30 protein-coding genes, 2 tRNA genes, 2 rRNA genes and 1 pseudogene are annotated in these 24,683 nt (G+C 50.6%); 10 read left to right on the top strand and 25 right to left on the bottom strand.

Annotated features, from left to right (window positions below; all coding sequences use genetic code 11):
- Positions 1 to 97 precede the first annotated feature (97 nt).
- The 3 genes from KNP71_RS10310 to groES form a co-directional block, all read right to left on the bottom strand.
- On the bottom strand, positions 98 to 1,516 hold the full coding sequence (locus tag KNP71_RS10310) for an RNA-binding domain-containing protein (protein ID WP_214830641.1): 1,419 nt from the start codon (positions 1,514 to 1,516) through the stop codon (positions 98 to 100).
- Positions 1,517 to 2,050: 534 nt separating this feature from the next.
- Positions 2,051 to 3,691 (bottom strand): chaperonin GroEL, encoded by a 1,641-nt coding sequence (gene groL / locus KNP71_RS10305; protein WP_058765593.1) that lies wholly within the window; start codon positions 3,689 to 3,691, stop codon positions 2,051 to 2,053.
- 41 nt (positions 3,692 to 3,732) lie between these two features.
- Positions 3,733 to 4,017, bottom strand: a complete 285-nt coding sequence (gene groES, locus KNP71_RS10300) for a co-chaperone GroES (RefSeq protein ID WP_021065365.1) — start codon at positions 4,015 to 4,017, stop codon at positions 3,733 to 3,735.
- 213 nt (positions 4,018 to 4,230) lie between these two features.
- Between groES and KNP71_RS10295 the strand changes: the two genes are divergently transcribed.
- From KNP71_RS10295 to KNP71_RS10280, 4 genes are all read left to right on the top strand, one after another.
- Positions 4,231 to 4,926: a CPBP family intramembrane glutamic endopeptidase gene (locus KNP71_RS10295; RefSeq protein ID WP_251131514.1), complete on the top strand. Its 696-nt coding sequence runs from the start codon at positions 4,231 to 4,233 to the stop codon at positions 4,924 to 4,926.
- 16 nt (positions 4,927 to 4,942) lie between these two features.
- Entirely contained in the window at positions 4,943 to 5,152 is a 210-nt protein-coding gene (locus KNP71_RS10290; RefSeq protein WP_021065367.1) for a YdiK family protein, read from the top strand.
- Between the two features lie 129 nt (positions 5,153 to 5,281).
- Positions 5,282 to 5,713 (top strand): hypothetical protein, encoded by a 432-nt coding sequence (locus tag KNP71_RS10285; protein ID WP_214799887.1) that lies wholly within the window; start codon positions 5,282 to 5,284, stop codon positions 5,711 to 5,713.
- 92 nt (positions 5,714 to 5,805) lie between these two features.
- The gene (locus KNP71_RS10280) at positions 5,806 to 6,084 is read left to right on the top strand and encodes a hypothetical protein (RefSeq protein WP_214830640.1); all 279 of its coding nucleotides are present in this window, start codon (positions 5,806 to 5,808) and stop codon (positions 6,082 to 6,084) included.
- 33 nt (positions 6,085 to 6,117) lie between these two features.
- Here the strand turns inward: KNP71_RS10280 and bsh are convergent, their stop codons facing one another.
- The 3 genes from bsh to KNP71_RS10265 form a co-directional block, all read right to left on the bottom strand.
- The gene (gene bsh / locus KNP71_RS10275) at positions 6,118 to 7,092 is read right to left on the bottom strand and encodes a choloylglycine hydrolase (protein WP_214830639.1); all 975 of its coding nucleotides are present in this window, start codon (positions 7,090 to 7,092) and stop codon (positions 6,118 to 6,120) included.
- Positions 7,093 to 7,210: 118 nt separating this feature from the next.
- Positions 7,211 to 7,615: a hypothetical protein gene (locus KNP71_RS10270; RefSeq protein ID WP_214799889.1), complete on the bottom strand. Its 405-nt coding sequence runs from the start codon at positions 7,613 to 7,615 to the stop codon at positions 7,211 to 7,213.
- Positions 7,612 to 7,770 carry a hypothetical protein gene (locus KNP71_RS10265; RefSeq protein ID WP_214799891.1) on the bottom strand — a complete coding sequence of 53 codons (159 nt, stop codon included), beginning with the start codon at positions 7,768 to 7,770 and terminating at the stop codon, positions 7,612 to 7,614. Before KNP71_RS10265 ends, KNP71_RS10270 begins: the two co-directional genes overlap by 4 nt.
- Positions 7,771 to 7,888: 118 nt before the next feature.
- Here KNP71_RS10265 and KNP71_RS10260 point away from each other — a divergent pair, with 118 nt between their 5' ends.
- On the top strand, positions 7,889 to 8,224 hold the full coding sequence (locus KNP71_RS10260) for a TM2 domain-containing protein (protein WP_214799892.1): 336 nt from the start codon (positions 7,889 to 7,891) through the stop codon (positions 8,222 to 8,224).
- A 39-nt stretch (positions 8,225 to 8,263) separates the two neighbouring features.
- On the opposite strand, the pseudogene KNP71_RS10255 reads toward KNP71_RS10260, so the two are convergent.
- Positions 8,264 to 8,851: pseudogene (locus tag KNP71_RS10255) on the bottom strand (NADPH-dependent F420 reductase); the annotation flags it as partial.
- 156 nt (positions 8,852 to 9,007) lie between these two features.
- Between KNP71_RS10255 and KNP71_RS10250 the strand changes: the two are divergent.
- A complete protein-coding gene (locus tag KNP71_RS10250; protein ID WP_029596204.1) occupies positions 9,008 to 9,190 on the top strand; it encodes a PspC domain-containing protein in 183 nt (60 codons plus the stop codon).
- A 32-nt stretch (positions 9,191 to 9,222) separates the two neighbouring features.
- On the opposite strand, the gene KNP71_RS10245 is transcribed toward KNP71_RS10250, so the two are convergent.
- From KNP71_RS10245 to KNP71_RS10220, 6 genes are all read right to left on the bottom strand, one after another.
- Positions 9,223 to 10,569: an FAD-dependent oxidoreductase gene (locus KNP71_RS10245; RefSeq protein ID WP_214756779.1), complete on the bottom strand. Its 1,347-nt coding sequence runs from the start codon at positions 10,567 to 10,569 to the stop codon at positions 9,223 to 9,225.
- Positions 10,570 to 10,794: 225 nt separating this feature from the next.
- Positions 10,795 to 12,365 (bottom strand): IS3 family transposase gene (locus KNP71_RS10240; protein WP_214830638.1). Its coding sequence is split into 2 segments (ribosomal slippage): positions 10,795 to 11,726 and positions 11,726 to 12,365, totalling 1,572 coding nucleotides; the frame shifts between segments, so codons are not numbered across the junction.
- Between the two features lie 85 nt (positions 12,366 to 12,450).
- Positions 12,451 to 12,744, bottom strand: coding sequence for a YesK family protein (locus KNP71_RS10235; RefSeq protein WP_058765573.1), 294 nt, complete (start codon positions 12,742 to 12,744; stop codon positions 12,451 to 12,453).
- Positions 12,745 to 12,868: 124 nt separating this feature from the next.
- Positions 12,869 to 13,657 carry a twin-arginine translocase subunit TatC gene (gene tatC, locus KNP71_RS10230; protein WP_058765572.1) on the bottom strand — a complete coding sequence of 263 codons (789 nt, stop codon included), beginning with the start codon at positions 13,655 to 13,657 and terminating at the stop codon, positions 12,869 to 12,871.
- Between the two features lie 2 nt (positions 13,658 to 13,659).
- The gene (locus tag KNP71_RS10225) at positions 13,660 to 13,845 is read right to left on the bottom strand and encodes a twin-arginine translocase TatA/TatE family subunit (RefSeq protein WP_214830696.1); all 186 of its coding nucleotides are present in this window, start codon (positions 13,843 to 13,845) and stop codon (positions 13,660 to 13,662) included.
- Positions 13,846 to 13,877: 32 nt separating this feature from the next.
- Complete coding sequence (locus KNP71_RS10220) at positions 13,878 to 14,534, bottom strand: redox-sensing transcriptional repressor Rex (protein ID WP_029596207.1); 657 nt, start codon at positions 14,532 to 14,534, stop codon at positions 13,878 to 13,880.
- Between the two features lie 149 nt (positions 14,535 to 14,683).
- Between KNP71_RS10220 and KNP71_RS10215 the strand changes: the two genes are divergently transcribed.
- Both KNP71_RS10215 and KNP71_RS10210 read left to right on the top strand, forming a co-directional pair.
- Positions 14,684 to 16,585 (top strand): ABC-F family ATP-binding cassette domain-containing protein, encoded by a 1,902-nt coding sequence (locus KNP71_RS10215; RefSeq protein WP_214830637.1) that lies wholly within the window; start codon positions 14,684 to 14,686, stop codon positions 16,583 to 16,585.
- On the top strand, positions 16,582 to 16,989 hold the full coding sequence (locus KNP71_RS10210) for a hypothetical protein (RefSeq protein ID WP_029596209.1): 408 nt from the start codon (positions 16,582 to 16,584) through the stop codon (positions 16,987 to 16,989). Before KNP71_RS10215 ends, KNP71_RS10210 begins: the two co-directional genes overlap by 4 nt.
- Before the next feature lie 47 nt (positions 16,990 to 17,036).
- Here KNP71_RS10210 and KNP71_RS10205 read toward each other — a convergent pair whose 3' ends face one another.
- From KNP71_RS10205 to KNP71_RS10175, 7 genes are all read right to left on the bottom strand, one after another.
- Positions 17,037 to 17,603 (bottom strand): hypothetical protein, encoded by a 567-nt coding sequence (locus KNP71_RS10205; RefSeq protein ID WP_131472770.1) that lies wholly within the window; start codon positions 17,601 to 17,603, stop codon positions 17,037 to 17,039.
- A 14-nt stretch (positions 17,604 to 17,617) separates the two neighbouring features.
- Entirely contained in the window at positions 17,618 to 18,640 is a 1,023-nt protein-coding gene (gene tsaD / locus KNP71_RS10200; protein WP_029596211.1) for a tRNA (adenosine(37)-N6)-threonylcarbamoyltransferase complex transferase subunit TsaD, read from the bottom strand.
- Entirely contained in the window at positions 18,637 to 19,098 is a 462-nt protein-coding gene (gene rimI, locus KNP71_RS10195; protein ID WP_131472768.1) for a ribosomal protein S18-alanine N-acetyltransferase, read from the bottom strand. The genes tsaD and rimI overlap by 4 nt, the downstream gene beginning before the upstream one ends.
- Complete coding sequence (gene tsaB, locus KNP71_RS10190) at positions 19,091 to 19,747, bottom strand: tRNA (adenosine(37)-N6)-threonylcarbamoyltransferase complex dimerization subunit type 1 TsaB (protein WP_131472766.1); 657 nt, start codon at positions 19,745 to 19,747, stop codon at positions 19,091 to 19,093. Before tsaB ends, rimI begins: the two co-directional genes overlap by 8 nt.
- Positions 19,744 to 20,193 carry a tRNA (adenosine(37)-N6)-threonylcarbamoyltransferase complex ATPase subunit type 1 TsaE gene (tsaE, locus tag KNP71_RS10185; protein WP_029596214.1) on the bottom strand — a complete coding sequence of 150 codons (450 nt, stop codon included), beginning with the start codon at positions 20,191 to 20,193 and terminating at the stop codon, positions 19,744 to 19,746. The genes tsaB and tsaE overlap by 4 nt, the downstream gene beginning before the upstream one ends.
- Before the next feature lie 106 nt (positions 20,194 to 20,299).
- Positions 20,300 to 20,376: transfer RNA gene (locus KNP71_RS10180), tRNA-Met, on the bottom strand.
- A 25-nt stretch (positions 20,377 to 20,401) separates the two neighbouring features.
- Positions 20,402 to 20,478: transfer RNA gene (locus tag KNP71_RS10175), tRNA-Met, on the bottom strand.
- A gap of 139 nt (positions 20,479 to 20,617) precedes the next feature.
- Between KNP71_RS10175 and KNP71_RS10170 the strand changes: the two genes are divergently transcribed.
- The gene (locus tag KNP71_RS10170) at positions 20,618 to 21,400 is read left to right on the top strand and encodes a sporulation protein (protein ID WP_131472764.1); all 783 of its coding nucleotides are present in this window, start codon (positions 20,618 to 20,620) and stop codon (positions 21,398 to 21,400) included.
- On the opposite strand, the gene KNP71_RS10165 is transcribed toward KNP71_RS10170, so the two are convergent.
- A complete protein-coding gene (locus KNP71_RS10165; protein ID WP_131472762.1) occupies positions 21,395 to 22,027 on the bottom strand; it encodes a uridine kinase family protein in 633 nt (210 codons plus the stop codon). The genes KNP71_RS10170 and KNP71_RS10165 overlap by 6 nt on opposite strands.
- A gap of 51 nt (positions 22,028 to 22,078) precedes the next feature.
- Here KNP71_RS10165 and KNP71_RS10160 point away from each other — a divergent pair, with 51 nt between their 5' ends.
- Complete coding sequence (locus KNP71_RS10160; protein ID WP_029596217.1) at positions 22,079 to 22,456, top strand: HIT family protein; 378 nt, start codon at positions 22,079 to 22,081, stop codon at positions 22,454 to 22,456.
- A 9-nt stretch (positions 22,457 to 22,465) separates the two neighbouring features.
- Here the strand turns inward: KNP71_RS10160 and KNP71_RS10155 are convergent, their stop codons facing one another.
- The 4 genes from KNP71_RS10155 to rrf (KNP71_RS10140) form a co-directional block, all read right to left on the bottom strand.
- Complete coding sequence (locus KNP71_RS10155) at positions 22,466 to 23,404, bottom strand: coiled-coil domain-containing protein (protein ID WP_131472760.1); 939 nt, start codon at positions 23,402 to 23,404, stop codon at positions 22,466 to 22,468.
- Positions 23,397 to 24,251: a GNAT family N-acetyltransferase gene (locus KNP71_RS10150; protein ID WP_131472758.1), complete on the bottom strand. Its 855-nt coding sequence runs from the start codon at positions 24,249 to 24,251 to the stop codon at positions 23,397 to 23,399. Before KNP71_RS10150 ends, KNP71_RS10155 begins: the two co-directional genes overlap by 8 nt.
- Positions 24,252 to 24,355: 104 nt before the next feature.
- Positions 24,356 to 24,471 (bottom strand): 5S ribosomal RNA (rrf, locus tag KNP71_RS10145).
- Between the two features lie 114 nt (positions 24,472 to 24,585).
- Positions 24,586 to 24,683: ribosomal RNA gene (gene rrf / locus KNP71_RS10140) — 5S ribosomal RNA — on the bottom strand; the annotation flags it as partial.

The raw sequence follows: 24,683 nt of genomic DNA, 5'->3' as shown, positions 1-24,683 counted from the left end.
ACAATTCTGTAGTCGGTCTATGAATGACAAATAAAAAAACCTAAAAATTCAGCATTGAACTGAATTTTTAGGCTATCCCAACATTAATTCTGTTTTATCAAAAGTATTCTTTATTGATTTTATATTTTTGGTTAGGACTCGTCGGCTTTCCAGGAATCGTTCGATTGACGAGTCGTAGTTCAATTAAAGGATTTAAAACACTTTTTCTAAAAGTTACAGGATCTTTTAATCCAACGACTTGCATAAGATATTTTGAAGTATACGCTTCGCCGTTTTCTAAATAGTGCACTAACGCTCTCTGAGAATCACTTAAGTGAAGCAGATTCAACATCGCGTCTAAATCTCCTTGACCATCAATTTGCACTTTAAAGATGTCTTGATTCGAGATGATAGGGGATGATCCATACATGATTTTCGTGTATTTAAAAATTTTGTTAACACCGGATCCTAACTCATCAATCAACCCTAAAATGTTAAAAACTCTGGCGATAGTCGGATTTTTTGGATATGGGGCAATCATTCCTTCAGTGATGATGCCTGGGTGAATCGGTTTGTTCGCATTCTCAAAGGTTAAATGATCTTCGTAGACAGTGATTTTCGATACAAAAGCATTCGAATATTCCCGATGAACAAGCATATTTACTATCAGTTCTCTGAACAAAATGTCCCGGATATTAATTCGCTGGTCACCCTCTAGATGGAATTTGTCAGACGTATGCTTTTTAATAAAACTCATCAATCGACTATAGCTCTCAATCAAATTTGTTCTTATATTCTCACGATCGTCGTATCGTTCTATGTCTTTCTTTTTAACTAGAGCATCAATTCTAAAATATGGTAGTACAGCAGAGATGACTTCGTCTTTACCGAATGTGATGACAGCTGCCAAAGTAAAGCCTTCTTCACCAGTTGTATAGTCTTTACTATACATACCTAAAGATTTAAGGATTTCAAGGTGATCAAACGTTGTCCAGGCTCTATAATCTTCTTGTGCTAATGCCGTTTTCCTCAGTTGCTCAATCAAATCTATTCTTAAGTCTTCCATGCTCACATGAGAAAAGATTTTTCTCTCGGTATAGTCAGCTTGTTTTCGATTATACATTTGTTGTACTTGAGTCGTATTATGTGTAATGTCGATATCAGCGTCTTCATTCCGGTCGTAAATTTTCGTACGATTCAATCGATGAACTTGAGAACTACTCGGTACAAAAATATGTAAAATCATTTTATCCTCGATTTGATACTCTTGTATATCAAGGTAGAGAGGCGGTTCTATCTTTTGAGCTGACTGAGTGGTTGTTACAAAATCTTTTTTCATTTGTGCAACTGCTTTGGGGTCAACGCCAGTGATATCACCCTCATCAGATACTCCTAAATAAATATTTCCCCCTTGTCGATTAGAAAAAGAGCAAACTGTATCATATAGACTTTTTGGAAGTTTGTTATGCGCCTCTTTGAATTCAATAGTAATACTTTCATTGCCCATACTAATTTCATCTATTAGCTCTTTCCTCATCTTCCGCTCCCCTTACCTATTTCTGTGTTATTTTTCACGAATCATAACCATCGACGCAAGACTATTATACCTTCAATTATTTTACCATTGAGTTCGCAAAAGTTTAAAATCTTCTTATTTCCTCTAACATAAACCGATTGTCATTTAACTTAATTGGGTGAGTAAGTAAATGATAGCTTGGTGAGGCTTTAAGGGAACTTGATGGGTGCTTTGTTCATCTTAGTGGGGCTTAATGGGAGCTTAGTGGCTCCTTTGTTCAGCTCAGCGGGACTTGATGGGAGCTTGGTGGCCCCTTTGTTCAGCTCAGCGGGACTTGATGGGAGCTTGGCGGCTCCTTTGTTCAGCTTAGCGGGACTTGATGGGAACTTAACGGCTCTTTTATTCAGCTTAGTGGGGCTTGATGGGTCCCACTAAGCCGAACAAGAATTTTATGACTGTAACATGAATTATGTTAAGGTTAGAATTTTTATGTTAAAGACAAAAAACCACCCATCAGCTTTTCGCTGATGAATGGTTTCCATTAGAGCGTATGACTTACATCATACCGCCCATTCCACCCATGCCGCCCATGTCAGGCATGCCGCCGCCAGCGCCTGCTGGTTCTGGCTTGTCTGCGATGACCGCTTCTGTCGTGAGGAACATGGCTGATACGGATGCTGCGTTTTGAAGCGCTGAGCGCGTCACTTTCGCCGGATCGACGATTCCGTGAGCGATCATGTCGACGTACTCGCCAGTTGCGGCGTTGTAACCAATGCCGACCGATTCGTTCTTGAGTTTCTCGACGATAACCGAACCTTCTTCACCCGCGTTTTCCGCGATTTGACGGACCGGTGCTTCGAGGGCACGGAGGACGAGTTTGACACCTGTCGCTTCATCCGCTGTCACTTCTGCAAGCAACGCACGAACGGCTGGGATGACGTTGATGAAGGCTGTACCCCCACCTGCGACGATGCCTTCTTCGACGGCTGCGCGTGTCGCGTTGAGCGCGTCTTCGATGCGGAGCTTACGTTCTTTAAGCTCTGTCTCTGTCGCTGCGCCAACTTTGACGACGGCTACGCCGCCTGCGAGTTTCGCGAGACGCTCTTGGAGTTTCTCACGGTCGAAGTCAGACGATGTCTCTTCGATTTGGTTGCGAATCGTTTGAACGCGTGCTTTGATTGTCGCTTCGTCTCCAGCACCTTCGACGATCGTTGTCGTGTCTTTCGTGACGACGACTTTCGATGCGCGTCCGAGCTGTTGAAGCGTTGCCGACTTGAGCTCGAGGCCGAGGTCTTCTGTGATGACTTGGCCGCCTGTGAGCGTCGCGAGGTCTTCGAGCATCGCTTTACGACGATCGCCGAATCCTGGTGCCTTGACCGCGACCGCGTTGAACGTACCACGGAGTTTGTTCAAGACGAGTGTCGCGAGCGCATCGCCTTCGATGTCTTCCGCAACGATGAGGATCGGTTTCCCTTGTTGCACGACTTGCTCGAGCACTGGGATGATTTCTTGGATGTTCGAGATTTTCTTATCGGTGATCAAGATGAACGGGTTGTCGAGCACCGCTTCCATCTTGTCTGAGTCTGAGATCATGTATGGTGACAAGTAACCACGGTCGAACTGCATCCCTTCGACGACGTCGAGTTCAGTCGTGAAGCCGCGTGACTCTTCGATCGTGATGACGCCGTCGTTACCGACGCGTTCCATCGCTTCAGCGATCAACTCGCCGACTTCTTCGTCTGCTGCCGAGATGGCCGCGACTTGGGCGATCGCTTCTTTCGACTCGATCGGTTTCGAGATGAGCTTGAGCTCTTCGAGTGAACGACGAACCGCTTTGTCGATCCCTTTACGAAGGATCATCGGGTTCGCGCCTGCTGTCACGTTTTTGAGACCTTCACGAATCATCGCTTGAGCGAGGACTGTCGCCGTAGTCGTACCGTCCCCTGCGACTTCGTTCGTCTTCGAGGCGACTTCGGCAACGAGCTTCGCGCCCATGTTTTCGAAGTGGTCTTCGAGTTCGATTTCTTTCGCGATGGTCACGCCGTCATTCGTGATGAGCGGTGAGCCGAACTTCTTCTCGAGGACAACGTTGCGTCCTTTCGGTCCGATTGTGACTTTTACCGCGTCAGCGAGTGCGTCGACACCGCGAAGCATCGCGTGACGTGCGTCTTCTGAGAATTTAATTTCTTTTGCCATTGTTCATTTCCCCCTAAAAAGTTTTTGAAAAATGGTGAGTCTTAGCCTACGATTGCGAGAATGTCGCTCTCTCGAACGATTAAGTATTCTTTGCCTTCATGCTTCACTTCGGTACCCGCGTACTTCGAGTAGATGACCAAATCATTTTCTTTGACGTCGAGCGCGATTCGCTCACCTTGGTCCGTGACGCGGCCTGTACCGACTGCAAGGACGCGTCCTTGTTGCGGCTTTTCTTTCGCCGTGTCAGGAAGCACGATGCCTCCGATCGTCTTTTCTTCTTTCTCCACGACTTCGATGATGACGCGATCGCCTAGTGGTTTTAACATAGAAAAAACCTCCTCCGAATATGAATGATGTATCGTTGAATCGTAAGTTTTAGCACTCATCAAAAAGGAGTGCTAACATTGATTAGTGTAGTATGAGACGCCTGAAAATGCAAGCGGGAACATCGAAAAAATGCTCCCACTCGCGGTCAAGAGACCTTATTTGTTACAATAGTTAAAAGGAACGTTGACTCTTAGGAATAAGGACGTGTTGAATTGGCTACACTAAACTCAAACCAATCGATAAATACCCGTTTTTCGATGGCGCCTAACATTCGGATTCGGCATATCATCCCGATTCTGCTATACGCGTTTGTTCAATTCTTTCCGGTATTGATCAGCGAAGTGCGTCCGGAATGGATCACGCCGACGGCAACTGGACTTTGGTTCGCCATCGGGTTCAGCTTGACGATCATCATCTCGATTTTCTTGCTCTGGCCCGACTTGAAGCTGTATAAACAGCAAGGCATCCAATCAAATCTGAACGACACGGTCAAATGGATCGGGCTCGGGATTCTCATGCAATACGGGCTCGTCATCGTCGCCAACTTGATTGAGACGTGGATCTCGGGTGATGTCATGGGGTCACAGAACACCGAGGAAATCGCGGATATCGTCCGTCTCGTCCCGGTTATGACGCTCTCAGTCGTCTTGCTAGGCCCAATCATGGAAGAGATTCTGTTCCGCCACATCTTGTTTGGTAACTTGAGCGCCCGCTTCGGGTTCTGGATCGCCTTCGCGGTTAGCTCGCTCTTGTTCGCGCTCATCCATGGTGACAACAAGATTCTTGTCTATGTCGCGATGAGCTTCGCCTTCACGGTCGCGTATGCCAAGACGCGTCGCTTGATTGTGCCGATCGCGATTCACGCGTTTAACAACGCGCTCGTCATGGTCGTATTATTCTTAATGTAGAAATGAGGTGGCATTGATGCCGCGACACTTAAAAGTTATGTTTTTGTTCAGTCTCTCTTTCGGGATTCTGTTCACCGTCCTCGCCTACTACTCGGTACAAGAGTACGGCTTCAGCTTCTGGACGTACTTCATCATCGCCGTAGCCGCGTATGACTTCTTCAAGGTGTATCAGATTTTGACGCTCGCCCGAAAAGCGAAAAAAGAAAAGACCGATAAATCGGCATAACGAAAAGACCAAGCGCGCAGCTTGGTCTTTTCTTATGGATCACTTTCTCCCAAACCAAGGATTCAAGATTGTAAAATAAAGGTATTAATCATTTATAGTAGTATAAAAATGGTAAAGGGAGCTGGTTGTATGTTTAAGAAGATGATGAATAAAGTAGCGGTCACAGTCCCACTCGAGGCGTCCAAACTTCAATCGTTCATAAGTCCAAAAATCCCCGAGCTGTCGGATGTGACCGTCGAGATCACAAACGGACAATTGATTTTAGCAGGGTCAAAGAAAGTCGGGGTCGCTTTCTTCTCGAAAGATGTTCGGATGAAACTGACATTGGTGCCAAAAGAGATTCACGGGCGGAAAATTGTGTTCACTGTCGTAAAGGTCGAGCCGACGGATAAAGAAATCTTCAACGACAAGTTTTTAAACCACTCGCCTTATATCACTTACGATGCTCGAACACTGACGCTCGACTTGAGTGCGATCGGCCCGCTCCAAAAAGTGAAAGTCGGCAACATCAAGTCACTTGCGTTAGAAGAAGGACGTGTCGTTTTAGTCATCGGCGCATGAACATCCGCTCTGACTCATCCTGGCTCTTTTTTGAAAAAGAAATCAATCTGCGTTATATTTGATAGGTTAACTATCAAATAAGGAGAGGTATGATGAAGAAAGCAATTCTCGCGATGGTCGCTTCCCTGTTTCTCGTCGCCTGCTCAAACGAAGACGACTTGTCTACATACGAAGAGTATGGCGTGCTCGAGGAGACGATTGAAATCGCACAGTATGAACCGAAAGTCGAGACGGACAACGACGGCAACCGCGTCATCTTGTTCTATGCAGGTGAACGTGTCGCCTATAAGAGCGTCTACGTGAAAGAGGAGCGTCATTTGAAAGTCATCAGCACGAATGATGAGGCCCCGCTTTATAACGACACACTATGAAACACAGCCCTCTTCACACGAAGAGGGCTGTTCTCAATTCTCATAATGAATTTGTTGTTGGTGTTGTAGAGGATACGTAATCAATTGCTCACTGTCTAACGGTTCATGGAACAGTGACACGGCCGTGATTTGGTTGTTGTCATACGTCCGATAGTAATAGATACCATCATCGACGTTACAGCACGAGGAATAGATCGTGTACTCATACGTCCCGTCCTCGGCCTCGTTCAAGCCACGTGTTTGCATCACCGTATCCAACAGCTTGAAAAATTGCCCGACCGCGGACGCCTCGGTCGGTTCGCAGACCGAGTTAAATGTGGCGAACGTCGCCCGGACGAAGCGTGATGTCGACGATAAGTCGCCCGGCAAGCCTTGTCCGCCTAAACCGAGACAATAGGCATCGAGACTCAATGTCGGCGCGAACGTATTGGCCGGCAGTTTCGTCGAAACGTGCCGATAATCGTTCAGATTGAACAGCTGGTATTCAAAAGATGGATTATTCGTCAAGACCCCGACTGGATTGTCGTACACGCGCAACCCGTCCGTCATCGGCTCGACGACGATCGAGGTATCCTTGTCGGCGATCATCCAGTGCAGCGGGTGAAGCGGGAGCGCGTCGCTGAAATTGAGATTAATCAGATGAATCGTCGCCAGTCGTTCTTTCACTTCCTCGATTGTCGCGCACTGGCCGAGGATCCACGGGATGAACTCGAACGGGGAGACGTTGTCTCGTCCGTCGACTTCCGGCTTGAACACGGCATTCCCCGGGAAGTTCAACCCTGCCATGCTCAGTCCCTTCTCATTCGTCGCCTCGTAATAGAGAGGATAGTCTTCCACGACGGTCGCCATCCCGATCATCGCGTAATGGTTAACGTTCTCGCCCATCCGTCTGAAGTTAAACGGATAGTTTCGGGGCGTGATCGTCACTTGTTCGTGATAGGACACGTTCAAGTCTAAGTTTCTGCCGAAGTAGTGGGCGTGCGGAGCGTACGTGATTGCTGTACACATAACAAGACTCCTTCCATTCCAATGCATACAATAACAGCACTCTTTGTCCTATTCACGTTTTCGTCTGACATCAACCATAAGAAAAAACGATGAGGCGTGTGCCACATCGTTCTTCATATTAATTCAGTTCGGTTTCGACCGTTGTGTCCGGCATGAAAAACCAAAGTCCCATCCCTTTTAATCCGAATACGAACGCCAACCCATAATACATGAGTGCTTCGAGCGAGTAGGTCAACGTATCCATGAAGAACGAGACGAAGAGTCCAATCATCAAGGCAACGACGACACCTCGTAATGTCAGTTCACTTGATTCGCGTCCGATGGCACGAGATGCTTCCTCACCAAGTGTCGCCGCGATGTCACGGCGCCAAGCATAAAACAGAGTCGCAGCCAGCGCCAACGTCATATCTGGCACGTTACCACCTAAGACATCCATGATGGTGAGCCCGAGCATAATGAACATCCCGAGTTTCAATGCATCTTCATTTGTATAGGTCACTCGAGGTTTCAAGAAGTTGTTCATAGGACGATGAACCCCACCGTCAACAGACCATATACGAAACCGAGCACGATCATACTGATGGCGATCGATTTATATTGCGGATACTTATGTAAGACGACCGCTCCGGCGATAACGTGAATAAACGCGACGATGAACGTCACAATCGCAAAACCCATTCGGTTGTTCCTCGCTTCCAAAAATAAATAATAGAAAATCATGGGAATTCATCCGTTTCCCGGTACAATAAAGACTGCATTCATTATATCAATTTTTGGAAAGAAGGCACATCACATCATGAATTATTCACGTACCGATTTATCGACAGAGGAAATGCTCCTCGTCAACAGCGAAGTCGAGAAAAAGAAACGCAGTCTCGTCGTCGCGTACTTGCTTTGGTTCTTCCTCGGCGCGTTAGGCGCACACCGCTTCTATTTCAAGAAGACCGGGACGGGCATCGCTATGCTCTTAATGGTCGTCTTGACGATTGGTTTCGGTGCTATCATCACTGGTATTTGGGCGCTCGTCGACGCGTTCCTCATGCCAGGGTGGCAACAACGCGAAGTCGAAGCAATCGAACGCGAGACGATTGAGTCGTTGAAAACACGCTCTGAGCGTCAAGCTGCCTTTTAACGACCAGACGGTCACGCCAACGCGTGACCGTCTTTTCTGTTAGAAACTATTCTCTTTCAAGTAAAACGCAAAGTTCCGGTGCTTCCGTTCTTTCGTCGCGTAATGAATCCATAACCACGCGAGCGACTCGAGTTCTCGCGCCAGTTTCAAGTGACGCAGCGTATGGGCGTCGAAACCAATCTTCGAGGCAAGGTCTTGAACGGCTCGGACCGACTCCTGCTCGTCACCAGCGATGAACATCATCGACATGTTCGGGTTCTCCAAGTTCTCGACACCGGTCTGGTTGAACGCCTTGACGATGCGGACGTGCGGCGCAAGTTCCTGCAGATGCTCGGCCCCCGATTTCCCTTCCGGCCGCTCAATCGAATCAAACTCTTTGGCGATCGGATTCGTCACGTCGATGACAATTTTGTCGTCCAAGTCCCGAAGCGATTGAATCAAATCGATTGCCGCCGCGAATGGCGTCGTCAATAAAAGAATCTGTGCGTTTGACGCCACTTCTTGGAGCGACATCGTCCCCTCGCGCTCCGAGCGCGTCCCGTACAACACTTCATAGCCAACGTCCTCGAACTTGCGCCCGAGCGTCCGTCCGACTTTCCCTGCTCCTAAAATACCAATCTTCATATAGTCCGACTCCCCTTCACAGTTCTTCGTCTGCGTGCCGTAGCCTTTCTCTTACCCCTTCCCCGGCTTCAGACGAAGAAAAACCTGTGTGCATTGTACGCTTGCCACCAATTTATATGGTAAAATTTTCATATCATATGTGAGATAGGAGCCATGCTTATGCAACGTCCGCTTCGCAAATCCGCCACGAACCGCTCACTCTTCGGTGTCTGCGGCGGCATCGCTGAATACTTCGAATTATCCCCGCTCGGCGTTCGTCTGCTCTTTTTAATCGTACCGGGGAACGTCCTCATCTACATGATTCTCGCCAACTCGATGAAGGACGCCCCACGCTATCTATAAAAAAACTCGGAAGCCGCGGCTCCCGAGTTTTTTTATGCGTTGACTTTATCTTTCATCGCCGCGAGCGCCCCACTGTTGATGAAGTGCCATGGCTTGTTGTAGTGCGGTTGGAAGAAGAAGTCGACATAGGCAAGCTCTTCAACCGTCATCTCGTTTTGGATGGCGAGCGACAACGTGTTGACCGCTTGCGTCATGTCCGCTTTCGAGAGGACTTGTCCTCCGACGACGCGGTGTGTGCCGACTTCATAGACGAGTTTGAACTGAACCGGTTCCGCTGTCGGCATGAACTCCGGACGGTACGCATCCTCAATCATGACGCTCTCGACGTCAAGACCGAACAGGCCGGCCGCTTCTTCCGTGAGACCTGATGAAGCAATGTTCCAATCGTAGAGACGGAGACCTGACGTTCCTTGCGTCCCTTGATAACGGACACGCGGTGCAATCAAGTTCTCAGCGACGAGCGTTCCCATGCGGACGGCATTCGTCGCGAGCGGGATGTAGGCGTGTGTGCGCGCCGGGTTGTAATAGACGGCACAGCTGTCACCAGCGGCGAAGACGTCCGGGTTGCTCGTGCGCATATACTCGTCGACGATGATGGCGCCGTTGCCGAGCATGTCGACTTGGCCTTGAAGGAGTCCCGTGTTCGGGCGGAAGCCGACACAGAGGATGACGAGGTCAGCCTCGAACTCACCTTTATCGGTCACGACGTGCGTGACGTTTCCATCTGTCCCGCGGAACGCTTCGACCGTCTGGCCGAGCTCGAGGTCGATGCCACGTGACGTCATGTCCGCTTCAAGTTGATCCGTGAACGACTTGTCGAGGTACTTGTTCAAGATGCGGTCGGCGCTATCGATGAACGTGACGTGTTTGCCGTACACTTCGAACGCTTCGACGAGCTCGACGCCGATATAGCCGGCACCGATGACGGCGATGTTCGTCGCGTCTTTTGCCCGCTCGATGATGCGTTGGGCGTGGCCATAGTTTTTGCAGAGCTCAATCCCAGTCATCTCGATGCCAGGAAGCGTCGGGACGATCGGCCATGAACCAGTCGTGACGATCAAACGGTCGAACGTGTCATAGACGTCTTCTCCCGTGTCGAGGTTTTTCGCATGGACCGTCTTCGCTTCCGTGTCGATGTTCAATACGTCGTGCTTCATGCGCATCGTCGCGCCGAGTTCTTCGAGCTCTGTCGGTGACGCATAGAAAAGCTCTTCCGCACGTTTGACGACACCACCGACGTGAAGGGCGATCCCACACGAGAGGAAGCTGACGTTGTCGTTCCGCTCATACACCGTGATATCGAGATTGTCGTGCTTGGCGAGTAATCCTTTGACTGCTGCTGTTCCTGCGTGTGTACATCCGATGACTGCGATTTTCATATGGTTGTCTCTCCTTTGAGTGTTAGGCAAGTTAGCGTTTGTGATAAATATCACATTTACTTTCTGAACTTAGTGTACTATTTCACAAGAAGGTTTGACAATCCCTTTGCTCACTTTTTCACGTAATTATGTCTAAAGTTTGAACGGCTGATGTGACAACAAAAAAACCGCTCCGCAACTGAACTGCTCCCCGTCAAGTAGACAGGGCAAATAATGAAAACCAACCTAGGCGGCTTGAGACCTGTATTCGACAGGGCTCAAGCCGTTTAGTCGTTTCTGGAGACGCTCGTGGTTGTAGAACGATATGTATTTCTCGATGGCCGTCGTGAGTTCGTTATAGGCCTGGAACTGACGCAAGTAGTACATCTCAACTTTCAAGGTGCCCCAAAAACTCTCGATCGGGGCGTTGTCGATACAACGTCCGACCCGGGACATGCTGTGGGTCAGTCCCGCGTCTTCCACCATTCGCTTGAACCCTCTCGAGGTATATTGGAACCCTCGGTCGCTATGGATCATCGGACCCGCTCCTGACCGGAGCCCCGCGATGGCTGGCATCATCGTCTGGAAGACGAGAACGTTGTTGTTGGACCTCCCGATACGATAGGCGACGATCGAGCCGTCATACAGGTCGATGATTGCGCTGAGATATGCCTTTTTTCCGGAACCATATTTGAACTCGGTGACGTCGGTGCACCATTTCTCGTCCGGGCGGGACGCACTGAACTCTCGGTTCATCAGGTTCTCCGCCACATGCTGTGGCGTCGACTTCTTATGTTTCTTCCGCTTCCGGCGGATGATTGATTGGATCCCATGGATATGCATCAAACGATAGACTCGCTTTTCATTGAACGGGGACAGACCTTGTTGCCGACGCAGCCGATTGATTGTCATCGTGATCCGACGGTATCCGTATGTGCCGTTCGCCTGGTCATAGAGTAGAAGAATGTCCTCCAGAAGCTCCTCGTTCTCTTCTTGACGCACCGGTATGGTGCGATTCAACCATTTGTAATAGGCCGCCCGTGAGATGCCAGCGACCCGACAGAGGAGGACGATCGAAATGGCCTCCTCTTCGTATAGTTCTTTGATGGCGGTGTATCTTTGCTGTAGCCGTACCTGGCTGATCACGACCTCCTCTCGATCTCCTCTAACTTTTTTAGGTACAGGTTGTCTGCACGAAGAAGTTCGTTCTCAAGCTCCATTTGCCGGATACGGCGTTTCAGCTTCTCTTCTTCACTTAGTTCGTCCTCTGGCTTCGTACGCCCACGGCGGTCTAGGAGCGCTTCTGCCCCGTTCGTGTCATACTTCTTGACCCAGCCATAGACCTGGGCATAGGACACCTGAAATTTTTCCGCGGTCTGTTGGTAGTTGCGTCCATTCTCCAAACAGTATTTCACGATTTCAAAGCGTTCTTCGAATGTAGTTTTTCTTCCTTTTGTCATAGCTCGATCCATCCCTTTCCTCGAATCTGTTAACTCGCTATGACTAGTATACTTCTTAACCCATCTTCGAAGAACAGACCAATCACTGATCTGATGTTTGGAGAGAACTTCCATAGTAGTGATCCCATCTAGATAGTCGCGGACGGCCTCAATCTTCTGTTCCTTGGTGTAAGGTCTCCATGTCTTCGATTCCTTCAACGCATCGATCCCACCGGTATCGAATTTCACTTTCCATACCCGAAGGGTATGCTTAGAGACGTGATGGGCCTCCATGATTTCCTTCCAAGTATATTTTTCTTCATTCATCATGCGCAGCGCGCTCAGTTTTTGTTCGATCGAATGCCGACTTCTCGCCATAAAAAAACACTCCCCAATCAGATAAACAGATTTGTTATTTCATCTGTCTACCTATTGGGGAGCATATCAAACCGGAACGGTTCATTCATGAATGGGTCGTGCGTCTTGCTTTAAACCAGTGGTAAGTGACGACGCTGATATAGGTGAGGAGGCCGATCACGTACAGACTGAAGCCAATCAAAATCCAGCCCAGCGCGTCCCAACCACGGACGAAGACGAGTCCGATGATACACGATACGTACCCCACGACGAGCAATGTCAACGAGAAGGCGAGTCTCCGCTTGAATCGCGACTTCAGAAAGTTCAGCACGGCAATCAACAAAATTGTCGTCAACACGCCGATGATGATGAGTTCATCCCCGTAGTACTCCCAAGCCATCGCTTCTCCCCCTGACTGATGTTTAAGTAGTTTCATCGTATCACATGGGTCCAGTGTTTATCTTGTTGTTAAAAACATTTATTCCCAATCACAAAAAAAGCATCGTCCCGTTAAAGAACGATGCTTACTTCTCATTCATTTGTTTCATCAAATCGACTTGCTCTTTCACCATCGCCTCTTTCTCACGACGGAGCACGCCCCGGTACGTGATGCGTGAAATCGACAAGCTGATTTCATACAAGAAGAAGAGCGGCAGCGACACCATGAGGTGCGACGTCAAATCCGGCGGCGTGATGAAGGCCGCGATGACGAACAAGGCGAAGTACGCATATTTCCGAATCGATGACAGGAAGTACGGTGTCACGACACCGATGCGCGTCAAGAACATCGTCACGACCGGCAACTGGAATAACAGTCCGAATGGGATGGTCAGTTGCAGCAAGAACGTGAAGTAGTTCGACGCCCCGATGATTTGCGTTAGCCCGAGGTCTTGCCCGAGGTCCGTCGAGATATCGAGGACGAGCGGGAACAACCAATAATAGGCGAACGCGAGACCGATCAGGAACAAGATGAAGATGATCGGGATATAGGCGAGCGTCGCTTTCCGCTCGTTCGGATGCAGACCAGGTGCGACGAACGCCCACAGTTGATACAGTAGAAACGGACCGGATGCGACGAGCCCGATGACGAGCGCCAAGTTCAAGTAAATCATGAGCGGGTCCGCGACCCCAAAGGCGTTCAGTTCGAGCCCTCGTTCGACGAGGTCCGCCTGCAGATAGGCGAGCACGTATTTGACACTCGGCAAAGCGATCAAAAAGAAGGCAAAGACGACAAATGCCGACAGCATCAGTCGTCTCCGCAGCTCTGTCAAGTGATCGGACAGCGCCCGCTCTTGATCAGGTTGATGATTCATGATTACTGCTCTTTCTTCTCAAGTTCTTTCTTATCTTTCTCCTCATGTTCGTTCATCATGCCGTTTGTGGCATTTTTGAACTCACGGAGCGTTTGTCCGGCGGCGCGTCCGAATTCAGGCAATTTCTTCGGCCCGAAGATGATAAGCGCGACGATGGCGATAATGAAGATACTCGCTCCCCCAGGAATACCGACGACGAGCAACGATGATAGTAATTCCATTATTGATGGACCCCCTCAGCAGATGGATAGTGTTGCATAAAGTAAATGAGCGACTGGAGTTCGATCGACAAGTCGATGTGATGGACGCGGACCGTGTCCGGCACAGTAAGTCTGGCCGGTGTGAAGTTCAAGATGCCTTTAATACCGAAGCGGACCAAGTCGTCCGCGACCGGTTGCGCATAGGCAGACGGCACCGTGAGAATGGCGACGTCAATCTTGTTTTGTTTCATGATCTGTTCCATCTCATCGACGTGATGAATCGGGACACCGGACATCGTCGTGCCGACTTTTGTCTCGTCTGCGTCGAACCCGACGACGATATGTGTGTTATTGTTTTTAAGGAAGTTATAGTTGACGAAAGCTGTCCCAAGATGACCAACCCCGACTAAGGCGACGTTCGTAATCTCGTCCTGATTCAGTGTCTTACGGAAAAAGTCTAACAGATACTGTACGTTATAGCCATATCCCTTTTTACCGAGCGCACCGAAGTACGAGAAATCGCGACGGATCGTGGCCGAATCGACCTTGACCGCCTCGCTCAGTTCAGCAGAAGAGACACGCTGTTTTCCTGATGAATGTAGGCTTTGGATAAACCGATAGTATAGTGGCAACCGTTTGGCTGTCGCTTGCGGAATCTTTGGTTCGTTTTGACTCAACGGAAAGAGCCTCCTTTTTACGACGCGTTTCAAACGAATCTAATTTCATACACCTTGATTGTAAACGAATTCACATGACCACTCAATGAATATACCTGAAAAGGGGAAGAAATAAAGTATACTAAATAGAGAGAAAGGGGTTTTTTCACTTGATCCTACTGCAAGTCAATAACTTATCGAAATCATTCGGCGTCGAGCCGATTTTAGAGAACGTCAAACTAGAAATTCAAGAAGGCGAACGTGTCGCCCTTGTCGGCCGTAACGGTGCCGGCAAGTCGACATTGCTTAAAGTCATCGCCGGGGAATACAACTATGACTCGGGCGACATCATGAAGCCTAAAGATGTCACCATCGGCTATCTCGCCCAAGATTCAGGGTTAGAGTCGAACGAGACGATGTGGAACGAAATGTTGACTGTCTTCACCGATTTAATTGAACAAGAAAAGACGCTGCGCCGCATGGAGCAAGACATGGGTTCTGAGCGCATCTTGAACGACCCGGCCGCCTATGAGCGCCTCTTGTCGTCTTACGATGAAGAACAGCATACGTTCAAAGACCGTGGCGGCTATCAATATGAGGCGACGATCCGCTCTGTCCTTCACGGGATGCGGTTCTATCCGGACGACTTCGAACGCCGCATCGATACGCTCTCCGGCGGACAGCGGACACGTCTCGCTCTCGCGAAGATGCTGCTCCAAAGTCCGGACCTGCTCATCCTGGATGAGCCGACGAACCACTTGGACATTGAGACGCTCGGCTGGCTCGAGAAGTATTTGAGCGGCTATAAAGGCGCCGTCCTCATCGTCTCCCACGACCGCTACTTCCTCGACCGCGTCGTCTCGGTCGTCTATGAGCTGTCACGCCACCGGAGCCGTCGCTTCGTCGGCAACTATACGAAGTATCTCGAACAGAAGGCCGCCATCTACGAGCAAGAGAAGAAGCAGTTCGAGTCGCAACAAGAAGAAATCGCCAAAATGCAGGACTTCATCCAGCGTAACATCGCCCGGGCGACGACGACGAAGCGGGCCCAGAGTGTCCGCAAGCGTCTCGAGAAAGTCGACCGGATGGAAGCGCCGGACGGTGATGAGCGCAGTGCCGTCCTCTCGTTCTCGATCAAGCGCCAAAGCGGGAACGACGTGTTGAGCGGGAGCGACCTCGCCATCGGCTATGAGGAACCGATTGCCCAGCAGCTCCGCTTCCAATTGCAGCGCGGCGAATCGGTCGCCCTCGTCGGCCCGAACGGGGTCGGCAAATCGACGCTTTTGAAAGTGTTGACGAAACAACAGCCGGCCCTTCAAGGGGACATCCGCTACGGCACCGGCGTCGAGATCGGCTACTATGACCAGGAGCAACAGAACTTGTCGGACGCCAACCGCGTCATCGATGAGATTTGGAACGACTGGCCGCTCATGCGCGAGCAAGAAGTGCGGAGCCTGCTAGGCCAGTTCCTGTTCAGCGGCGACGACGTCATGAAGCGCGTCCATGAACTGTCGGGTGGAGAGCGGGCCCGTTTGACGCTCGCGAAACTGAAGCTCGAACAACCGAACTTGCTCATCTTGGATGAACCGACGAACCACTTGGACCTCGACTCGAAGATGATTCTCGAGAACGCCCTCGTCGACTATCCGGGCACGATCCTATTCGTCTCGCATGACCGTTACTTCATCGACCGGCTCGCGACGCGCGTCTTAGAGATCACGCCGAACGGGATTGACGAGTACCTCGGCGATTACTCGTATTACGTCGAGAAGAAAGAAGAACTCGAAGAGCTGGCCCGACTCGCCCGCGAAGAGACGAAACAAGTCATCGTCAAGAAACAGCGCGTCGACAAGGAACAGCAACGCGAGGAACGCCGGATGAAACAACGGATCGAGGAAATCGAGCTCACGATCGAACAACACGAGGCCCGCCTCGAGGAGATCGAGCAACTGTTGTGTGAACCGGACGTCTTCAACGACTTCGCTCGGGCGCAAGAACTGTCGACCGAGTCCGACGCGACGAAAGAATCGATCACGGCACTGTACGCAGAATGGGAGGAGCTCCATTCATGATGCGATTCCGTGCGATGCGAATCGAATGGATGCACGCCTTTCTTACCGGTCTCGCCTATATCGTGCCGACGGGGACGGAATTCGTATCCGAGCTGATTCGCGGGGAACCGACGATCGTTCCGTCGTTCCTGTTTTATTTCCTGCCGGTCGTCATCGGCTTCATCATCCAGACGTGGAGCGGGATTGTGATCAGTTTGTTGAGCGGCCTGCTTATGAGCACGCTGTTCATCCGCCTCGTCGTTTGGCCGGTCGACGTGACCGTCCACAACTTTTACACCCCAGGCTCGGTGTGGGGACACTTCTATCAGTCGACTCTCCTCATGTGGGTGCTCGCCCTGATCGTCTTCATCGTGAGCTGGGTGAACATGTGGTACAAACAGAACAAACATCATCCGGACGTATAAAAAAGGGAAGCCGTCTCCAACGTGGAGACCGGCTTCCCTTTTAACAGTTAGAAATAACGTAGCGGCTGGAATCCGCGTGTATGGAAGTCGAGCTTGAGGCCGTCTTCCGTGATAAAGAACACGTACTCGTTCGTATCGACATCACGGACGAACACTTTATAAAACGTGAGTGTCTCCTCACGGTTCGTCACATACTTCGCCTCATGCGTCGAGATCACTTGCGCGAACAATTGCTCTTCGTCAAACTCGTTGACGATATCCTCGAACTTCGCCGCTTCTTCTTCGGTCGCTTCTCGTCCCGGCGCAATCTCGTAATATGCGTCGCTCGCTTTCGGCTGAACGCCGAGGTTGCGGTCGACGACGATGACGCTCTCGATATTTTGATCGTCTAAGCTCTTATAGCCGTACAACGTCTCGACGAGCGTGTTCTCACCCGTGACCCGGCCGATGCCTTCGAGCGATTCCGCTCCTGTGAGTGAAAGGACGCGTGTCGCTTCCGGCACGATTTCTTCTTGATAGGCGATATTATAGGCGCGGATAATCTCCCGTACTTGCAAAAACGTCGCGACGACGAGCAGTACGACCAGACCTCCAATAATGATGCGTTTCGTCATGTCTCTATTTCCCCCTAGACTGTCATGCTCTCTTCTAAGGATAACCCAGGAACCGCATTCATCGCCAGTGTATCGCGCTTTCCGCGCACATACGCGTGATGTGCCGCCACCCCGATCATACCAGCATTATCTCCGCATAGATCAAGTGGTGGGATGACGAGGCGGATGCCTTCGCGGTCCGTCGCTTCTTGAAGCGCAGTACGGAGTCCACGGTTGGCCGCGACGCCACCTGCGACGAGCAATTGTTTGGCTCCTTTTTCTTTTACGGCACGAATCGCTTTTTCGACGAGCACTTCGACGACGCTCGCTTGGAAGCTGGCCGCCAAGTTTTCAGGGATGACCGTCTCCCCACGCTGTTCGGCATTGTGGACGGCGTTGATAACTGACGACTTGAGCCCGCTGAAGCTGAAGTCAAAACTTCCTGCCTCGAGGCGAACCCGTGGGAACTTATACGTGTCTTCCCCGTTAGCCGCGAGACGGTCGATGGCCGGGCCGCCCGGGTAAGGCAGGCTGAGCGTTCGTGCGACTTTGTCGTACGCTTCTCCGGCCGCATCGTCACGCGTCTCACCGATGACTTCGAACACACCGTGCTCGGGCATATAGACGAGCTCTGTGTGTCCGCCTGAAACGACGAGACAGACGAGTGGGAACTCCATCTCCTCGACGAGTTCGTTCGCGTAAATATGTCCGGCGATATGGTGGACGCCGATGAGCGGTTTACTATGGGCGAACGCGAGCGCTTTGGCCGCACTGATGCCGACGAGCAGCGCCCCGACGAGACCAGGTCCTTGTGTGACCGCGACGGCGTCGACGTCTTGCATCGTCACGCCGGCTTCACTGAGGGCGTCATCGATGACGTACGTGATTCGTTCGACGTGGTGGCGCGAGGCGACCTCGGGCACGACCCCACCGAACCGTTTATGACTTTCAATCTGCGACGAGACGACGTTCGATAAGAGCGTCTTGCCGTCACGCACGAGCGCGACCGACGTCTCATCACAGCTCGACTCAATCGCGAGAATGAGCGATGTGTTCATTCTGATTCACTTCCTAACTTCGCCCAGTAGATATAGGCGTCTTCATTATTGTCTTGATAGTACCGTTTCCGGCGACCGGCGTTTTCAAAACCGAACTGTTCATACAGCTTTTGGGCACCGATATTCGAGACGCGCACTTCGAGCGTGAGCGCCGCCAATGACTTCGAGCGGGCGAATTCAACGAGTTGCGTCAACAGCAGATTGCCGATACCATGCCCACGATATTCCGGCAAGACGGCGATGTTCGTGATATGTCCTTCGTCCACGATTTGCCAGACACCGACAAATCCGACGACGCGGCGTTCATGGACGGCGACGAAATAGACGGCCTGCTCATTCTTGAGCATCTCGTTCATGAACGCTTCTTTCGTCCATGGGATGGCGAACGACGCTTCTTCGACTTTGGTCACTTCCTCGACATCGAGCCAGTTCATGCGCCGGATTTTAATGTCAGCCATGGTTTTGTCCCTCGAGCCATTTCGCTTCCGCTTCAGCAAGACGGAGATATTCAGGCTCAAACGCATGAACATCGTTCGTGACGTCACCTAACGCGACGAGATCGCTTGCCCGGCCATAGCTATGCGCGGCCGGTGCTTCGGTATAGTCGTAAGACGCGAGTACGTCACGGAACGGCTCGACATCACCGACGACGACGAACGGTCCTGTGATAGTGGCTTCAAGCCAAGCAGCGACCGATGCGTGACGGTCGGGCGTCACAGCCTCGTTCTGCTGATAGTGACCGATATACGCATTGCCACGACGGGCGTCGATGAGCGCAACGACCGGGAGCTCCGTATTCGGGGCCGCCGCCATGAGACGGAGCGCCGAGACCCCGACGAGCGGGAGTTGAAGCGTGTAGGCGAGCGTCTTCGCGGTCGTGACACCGATGCGGATACCCGTATACGATCCAGGCCCCGTCGTCACGACGATGCGCTCGAGCTCGGTCGGTGTCCATTTGACCGCGTTCATCAGTTGTTCAATCATCGGCATGAGCGTGACGGCATGGTTTTTCGAGACCATGACCGTCGCTTCGGCTTGGATTTGTCCATGTTCGCTCAAGGCGACAGACAAACGAGTCGTCGACGTGTCCATCATCAATTGCTTCATGCGAGCACCTCCTTCACGAGCGCATCATAGACGTCGCCGACGGGCGCGAACGTCAGTTGACGTTCCTCGTCCCCGATTCGCTCGATTGTGATGGCGAGCCGTTCCGTCGGAAGTGATGACTCGATCAAGTTCGACCATTCGACGATGGCGACACCATCGCCGTTGATGTATTCTTCGAGGCCGATATCGTCCCCCGTATCTTCGAGACGATAGACGTCCATATGGTAGAGCGGCAAGCGCCCTTGATATTGCTTCATGATCGTAAACGTCGGGCTGTTGACGTTGCGCGTCACACCGAGGCCTTTACCAAAGCCCTGGGTGAACGTCGTCTTACCGGCACCGAGGTCGCCGTTCAACGTTATGACCGTCCCGGCTTTGACAAGTGTGGCCAACTTCTCTGCCACTGCCTGCGTCTCAGCCGCAGAATGGGTAATCAATGTATACATGATGTTTCTCCTTTAGTCGATTCTAGCGATACGTACTCATTGTACACTCAATTTTACGCAAAAAAAAACACGAAACGTCATCGTTTCGCTATCTCATTTAAAAAATTGGTTGCGGGGGCTGGATTTGAACCAACGACCTTCGGGTTATGAGCCCGACGAGCTACCAGACTGCTCCACCCCGCGACGACATATGAAATTAAATAAAAATTGGTTGCGGGGGCCGGATTTGAACCGACGACCTTCGGGTTATGAGCCCGACGAGCTACCAGACTGCTCCACCCCGCGATGGTTTGAATTGTTTCGACATCCTCTATAATAAGTGAAGTAGTTATATAATGCAACCTTTTTCTTCATGTTTTTTCAGAATTGGAATCGGGAACATTTAAAAGAGTGCAATCTATAAGAGAAAAGGAGCGCGACCGTCATGTCGAAATGGGGTAATCGCTTTAAAAAATGGTTCTTTTCCGAACTGGACGCATCCGTCTATTTTCACACCGTCCCGTTCATTCCGAACGAGACCGTCCATGGAACGCTGCGGGTGTTGAACACCACTTCGCATGTCGTGCGCCTGCAAGAGTTGACGCTCAATTTTATGACGACGTTCAAAGATATCACGCTCGAAGGCAATGAATTCAATCGGGAGGCCGACTTGCAAGAAGTTCCAATCGCCCTATCGGCCGTGCTCGAACCAGGTGCTGAAGAACACATCCCGTTCACGTTCGATTTGACGATGTATGCCCCCTCCACCGCCGGAGCTCCATATAGCGTCGAAGCGACCGTTTGGGACACCGATGGAAAACGGGTCTGGTTCGATGTCATCGAGAAAGTCGAAGTCGAACCGCTCCCTGCCTTGAAACGATTATTGGAGGCGACTGAACACGCCGGGCTCGAGCTCATGTTCGTCCGTAACGTTATCGACCCGATCGGAGAAGAACGACCGTATCCGTTCGTCGAGAAGTATGGATTCAAACCGGTCGGTGACTGGGCCGACGAGTTCGAAGTCGTCAAATCGTTCTGGCGGGTCGACGAGGACGGGGTCGACGTCTATTACTGGCTCGACAATATCGAGAAGCAACGTACACTCGAGTCAATCGCCAATGACGTCACGATGCGCCATCGCTCGCTCACGTGGGACCAACTCGAACGCGAGCAAGACCGGCTCGGCCTCGGCATTCAAGAGACGTTACGTAGCCACCGTTCTTCATGAGCGGTGGTTTTCAATTGTCCAAACATCGTTACTCGTCGAGACGATCGTTTGGAACTTTTCGCGCTGCGGATGCATGAACAGCTCGTATTGGAGTCGACGCTCGTCGTGTGACGCCTTTAAGTACGCCACGTCCATTCCTCGTTGTTGGACGTCACGCACGGAACGTCGCGCAAACTCGGTGTCGCTATCGGTATATAGATAAACCGACACATCCCACCAATCAGATGCAAGAAACGCGACGCTCATGCCTTCGATGATCGTGATCTGCTTTGTCGGGTCGATCCATGTTCGTTCAAGGTATGGAACATCAATCGTATAGAAGCCGATGCCTTCACGTACCATGCGGACATCACGCTCAAGTGACAGCAAGTGATGTGCCGCCGGATGACAGGCTGTCATCTTGTAATGATGTGCCTGCCCGTCGATCGTGTAATCGAGCATAGCGCTCTTCCGTAACGTCGAGTCCGTAATATACGGGTCGGTGTTAATGTGGTTCACGTCCCCAAGACGCGCTCGTAAAGCGTCTGCAAATATCGTCTTCCCGGCACCCCCGTGTCCCGAGATGGCGATAATCGTGCGCTCCTCTCGTTCGGCCTGGGCAACCATCATATCAATCAATTCATTCATAATGCTCCCCCTTTTGGTACACTTCATATAGAAAGGAAGTGTACCAATCCGATGTCAACTTGTCCATTTTGTCATCCTCAACTTGACCCGTCTCAGACGATCGTCGCCGAGAATGAGACATGCTACTTCTTGATGCACGACCGTGAGCAGGACTTGCTCGTCGGCTCTGGCGTTATCGTCCCAAAACAACATCGGGCGACGACGTTCGATCTCACGCCTTCGGAATGGCGCGATACATACGAGTTACTCCACGAAGCAAAGTCCTTCCTCGAGAAGACGTATGGTCCTGATGGGTATACGCTTGGCTGGAACGTCGGAACGGCGTCAAACCAGACCGTCCCTCACGCCCACCTGCACGTTATCCCTCGATACGCCGACGGACCGCACGCGGGTAAAGGTTTACGCCATTGGTTGAAACGACCAGAATAACCAAACAGCTCATCGTGTGAGGATGAGCTGTTTTCGTTTCGTTTCTATTTCTTCGAGTTGTTGTTCTAGACGTTCTACTTCTCTCGTCATTTTCTCAATCAGTTGAGCGATTTCACGATCGAGTCCTTTTACCTTGTCTAGCGAATCATTGATTCGTCCATGCATCGTCCACTCAGAAAAGATGTCATCGAGGAAGTAGTCAGCGAATTGAATGAGCGAACCGCGTTCGATTTGTAAGCCACTGACGACTCCTTTCACGTCAGCCAACTCCCGCGAGAAGCGCTCGAGCGCAGCTTGAAGTTCATGCATCTTCCGTTCCGAAGCATCGATGGCATCATGTTTCATCGCTGTCGCAATCAAGCCGCCTCCAAAGAACGTATCATACGTCGACCAACCTTTCGCACTGTCGAGATGTTTAAGTGTTCTCGAGATGGCCGTCCGTGCTGAATTTCCAGCGACGATGGCTTCTTTATATTCAACAAGCACCTCATTCATTTTTACCTGTTGATCCGTGAGTCGATATAATTCTTCCCTAACAGTAAAATCTTGCTTCAAATGAGTTTCCTTCTCTTTTAGGAAGGTCTCCCATTTCGCGTCGATTCCACGATACGTCTCAAATGTTTCATATAAGTCACGACGCTCAAGCGCTAACTCATCCACCATCGCCTCATGTTCCCGTAACTTCAATTCGGCCCGGGCCGCCTCTTCTAATTCAATCGTTTTTTGTTCGTTGAATGTTCCCCTTAGCTTACGCCATGCGTTGACGAGCGAGAATGAATCTAAGTCATAGACATCGCGCTGTTCCTTCGTAAACGAATTGAGAAGTTGCTTTCGCACAGCTTCATGTTCGGCAATTTGCTTGTCGAGTGTTTTTAATTTACGGGCGAGTCGGTCCCGTTCTGCCATCTGTTGTTGTAAGTCGTGTTGGGTTTGGTAGAGATCACTCATAACGTTTTATTCCTCCAGTTTCTTTTCGATAATATTCTAACAGGTCTTTGACGTGTACCCCGTCAATCGATGAGTCCTTGATTTGGACACCATCGAGCCGACAGTTTTCAAAAAATGTATTCGTCAGGTTTGTATGGAAGAACGTCGTCGGCCTCCCTGATTCGTACATGGTGACGAAACGATACTGAGAACCAGATAGATTCAAATCATCAAACTCCGTCTCTCTGAAGTTGATATTCCGAAATTGGCTCTTCGTGAAATTACAGTTGTGCGCCTGAAGCTCTGAGACGTTACTATTCGTGATGGAGACACGACTCGCATCCATCCCATACGCTTGAGCACCTGTAATGGAACGCTCTTCATAGCGCAATATCATGTGATCTGTCCGTTGCTTCACTCGTTTGACGAAACAAACTTCCTGATCTGATTCGAAGACGGATTGGTAACCAGCTGCTCGATAAAATGCCACGTTGTTAGGTTGGGCTGTGGATGTCTCCAACTCCCAAATTCGAACAGTCGGATGAAGCTCCTCGATTGATTGTAGTGCCCGTTTCCCAATCCCTTTACCTTGTCTATATGGATGGATAAAGATGCGGTCTATCCGGCCATAATCTTGCCCTGTCAACGTCACGACGGCTCCCCCGACGACTTGTCCTTCAAGCTCGATGACGTAGCATGTCAATTGTTCAATCAAGTACAGGCTCATCGCCTCGTCATCATAACCGGGTGGTTCAATATTTAAGTCTCGATATGGTAGTCGGAGACGGTCTGCCTCTTGTTTAAAACTTGCCCGTGAAACCTCAGTGAATATCGTCTGGTCCGAGGTTGTAGCTTCACGAATGTGCATGATGATTCCCCCTCTTCACGTGTTTATACGCAAAGAAAGAATTAAAGGTTTCGAGAACGACAAAAAAGGATGATCGAGCATTTGCTCAATCGTCCTTTGCGTTGGCCTAGCAACGTCCTATCCTCACAGGGGGAGACCCCCAACTACTTTCGGCGCTGAAGTACTTAACTTCCGTGTTCGGCATGGGAACGGGTGTGACCACTTCGCTATCGCCACTAGACAATTATTATATTAACATACCGATTAGGATAAAGCAATACTATTAGGTAATTTTGTTTAAAATAATCACATAAAGAAAGACGACCGAGCGGATGCTCGATCGTCTTTCGCGTTGGCCTGGCAACGTCCTATCCTCACAGGGGGAGACCCCCAACTACTTTCGGCGCTGAAGCGCTTAACTTCCGTGTTCGGCATGGGAACGGGTGTGGCCGC

Origin of the sequence: Exiguobacterium sp. s56 (assembly GCF_018618255.1) — a bacterium.
GTDB classification, from domain to species: Bacteria; Bacillota; Bacilli; order Exiguobacteriales; family Exiguobacteriaceae; genus Exiguobacterium; species Exiguobacterium chiriqhucha.
The sequence above is the reverse complement of the archived record's forward strand: the minus strand, read 5'-3'. Positions and strand labels throughout refer to the sequence as shown.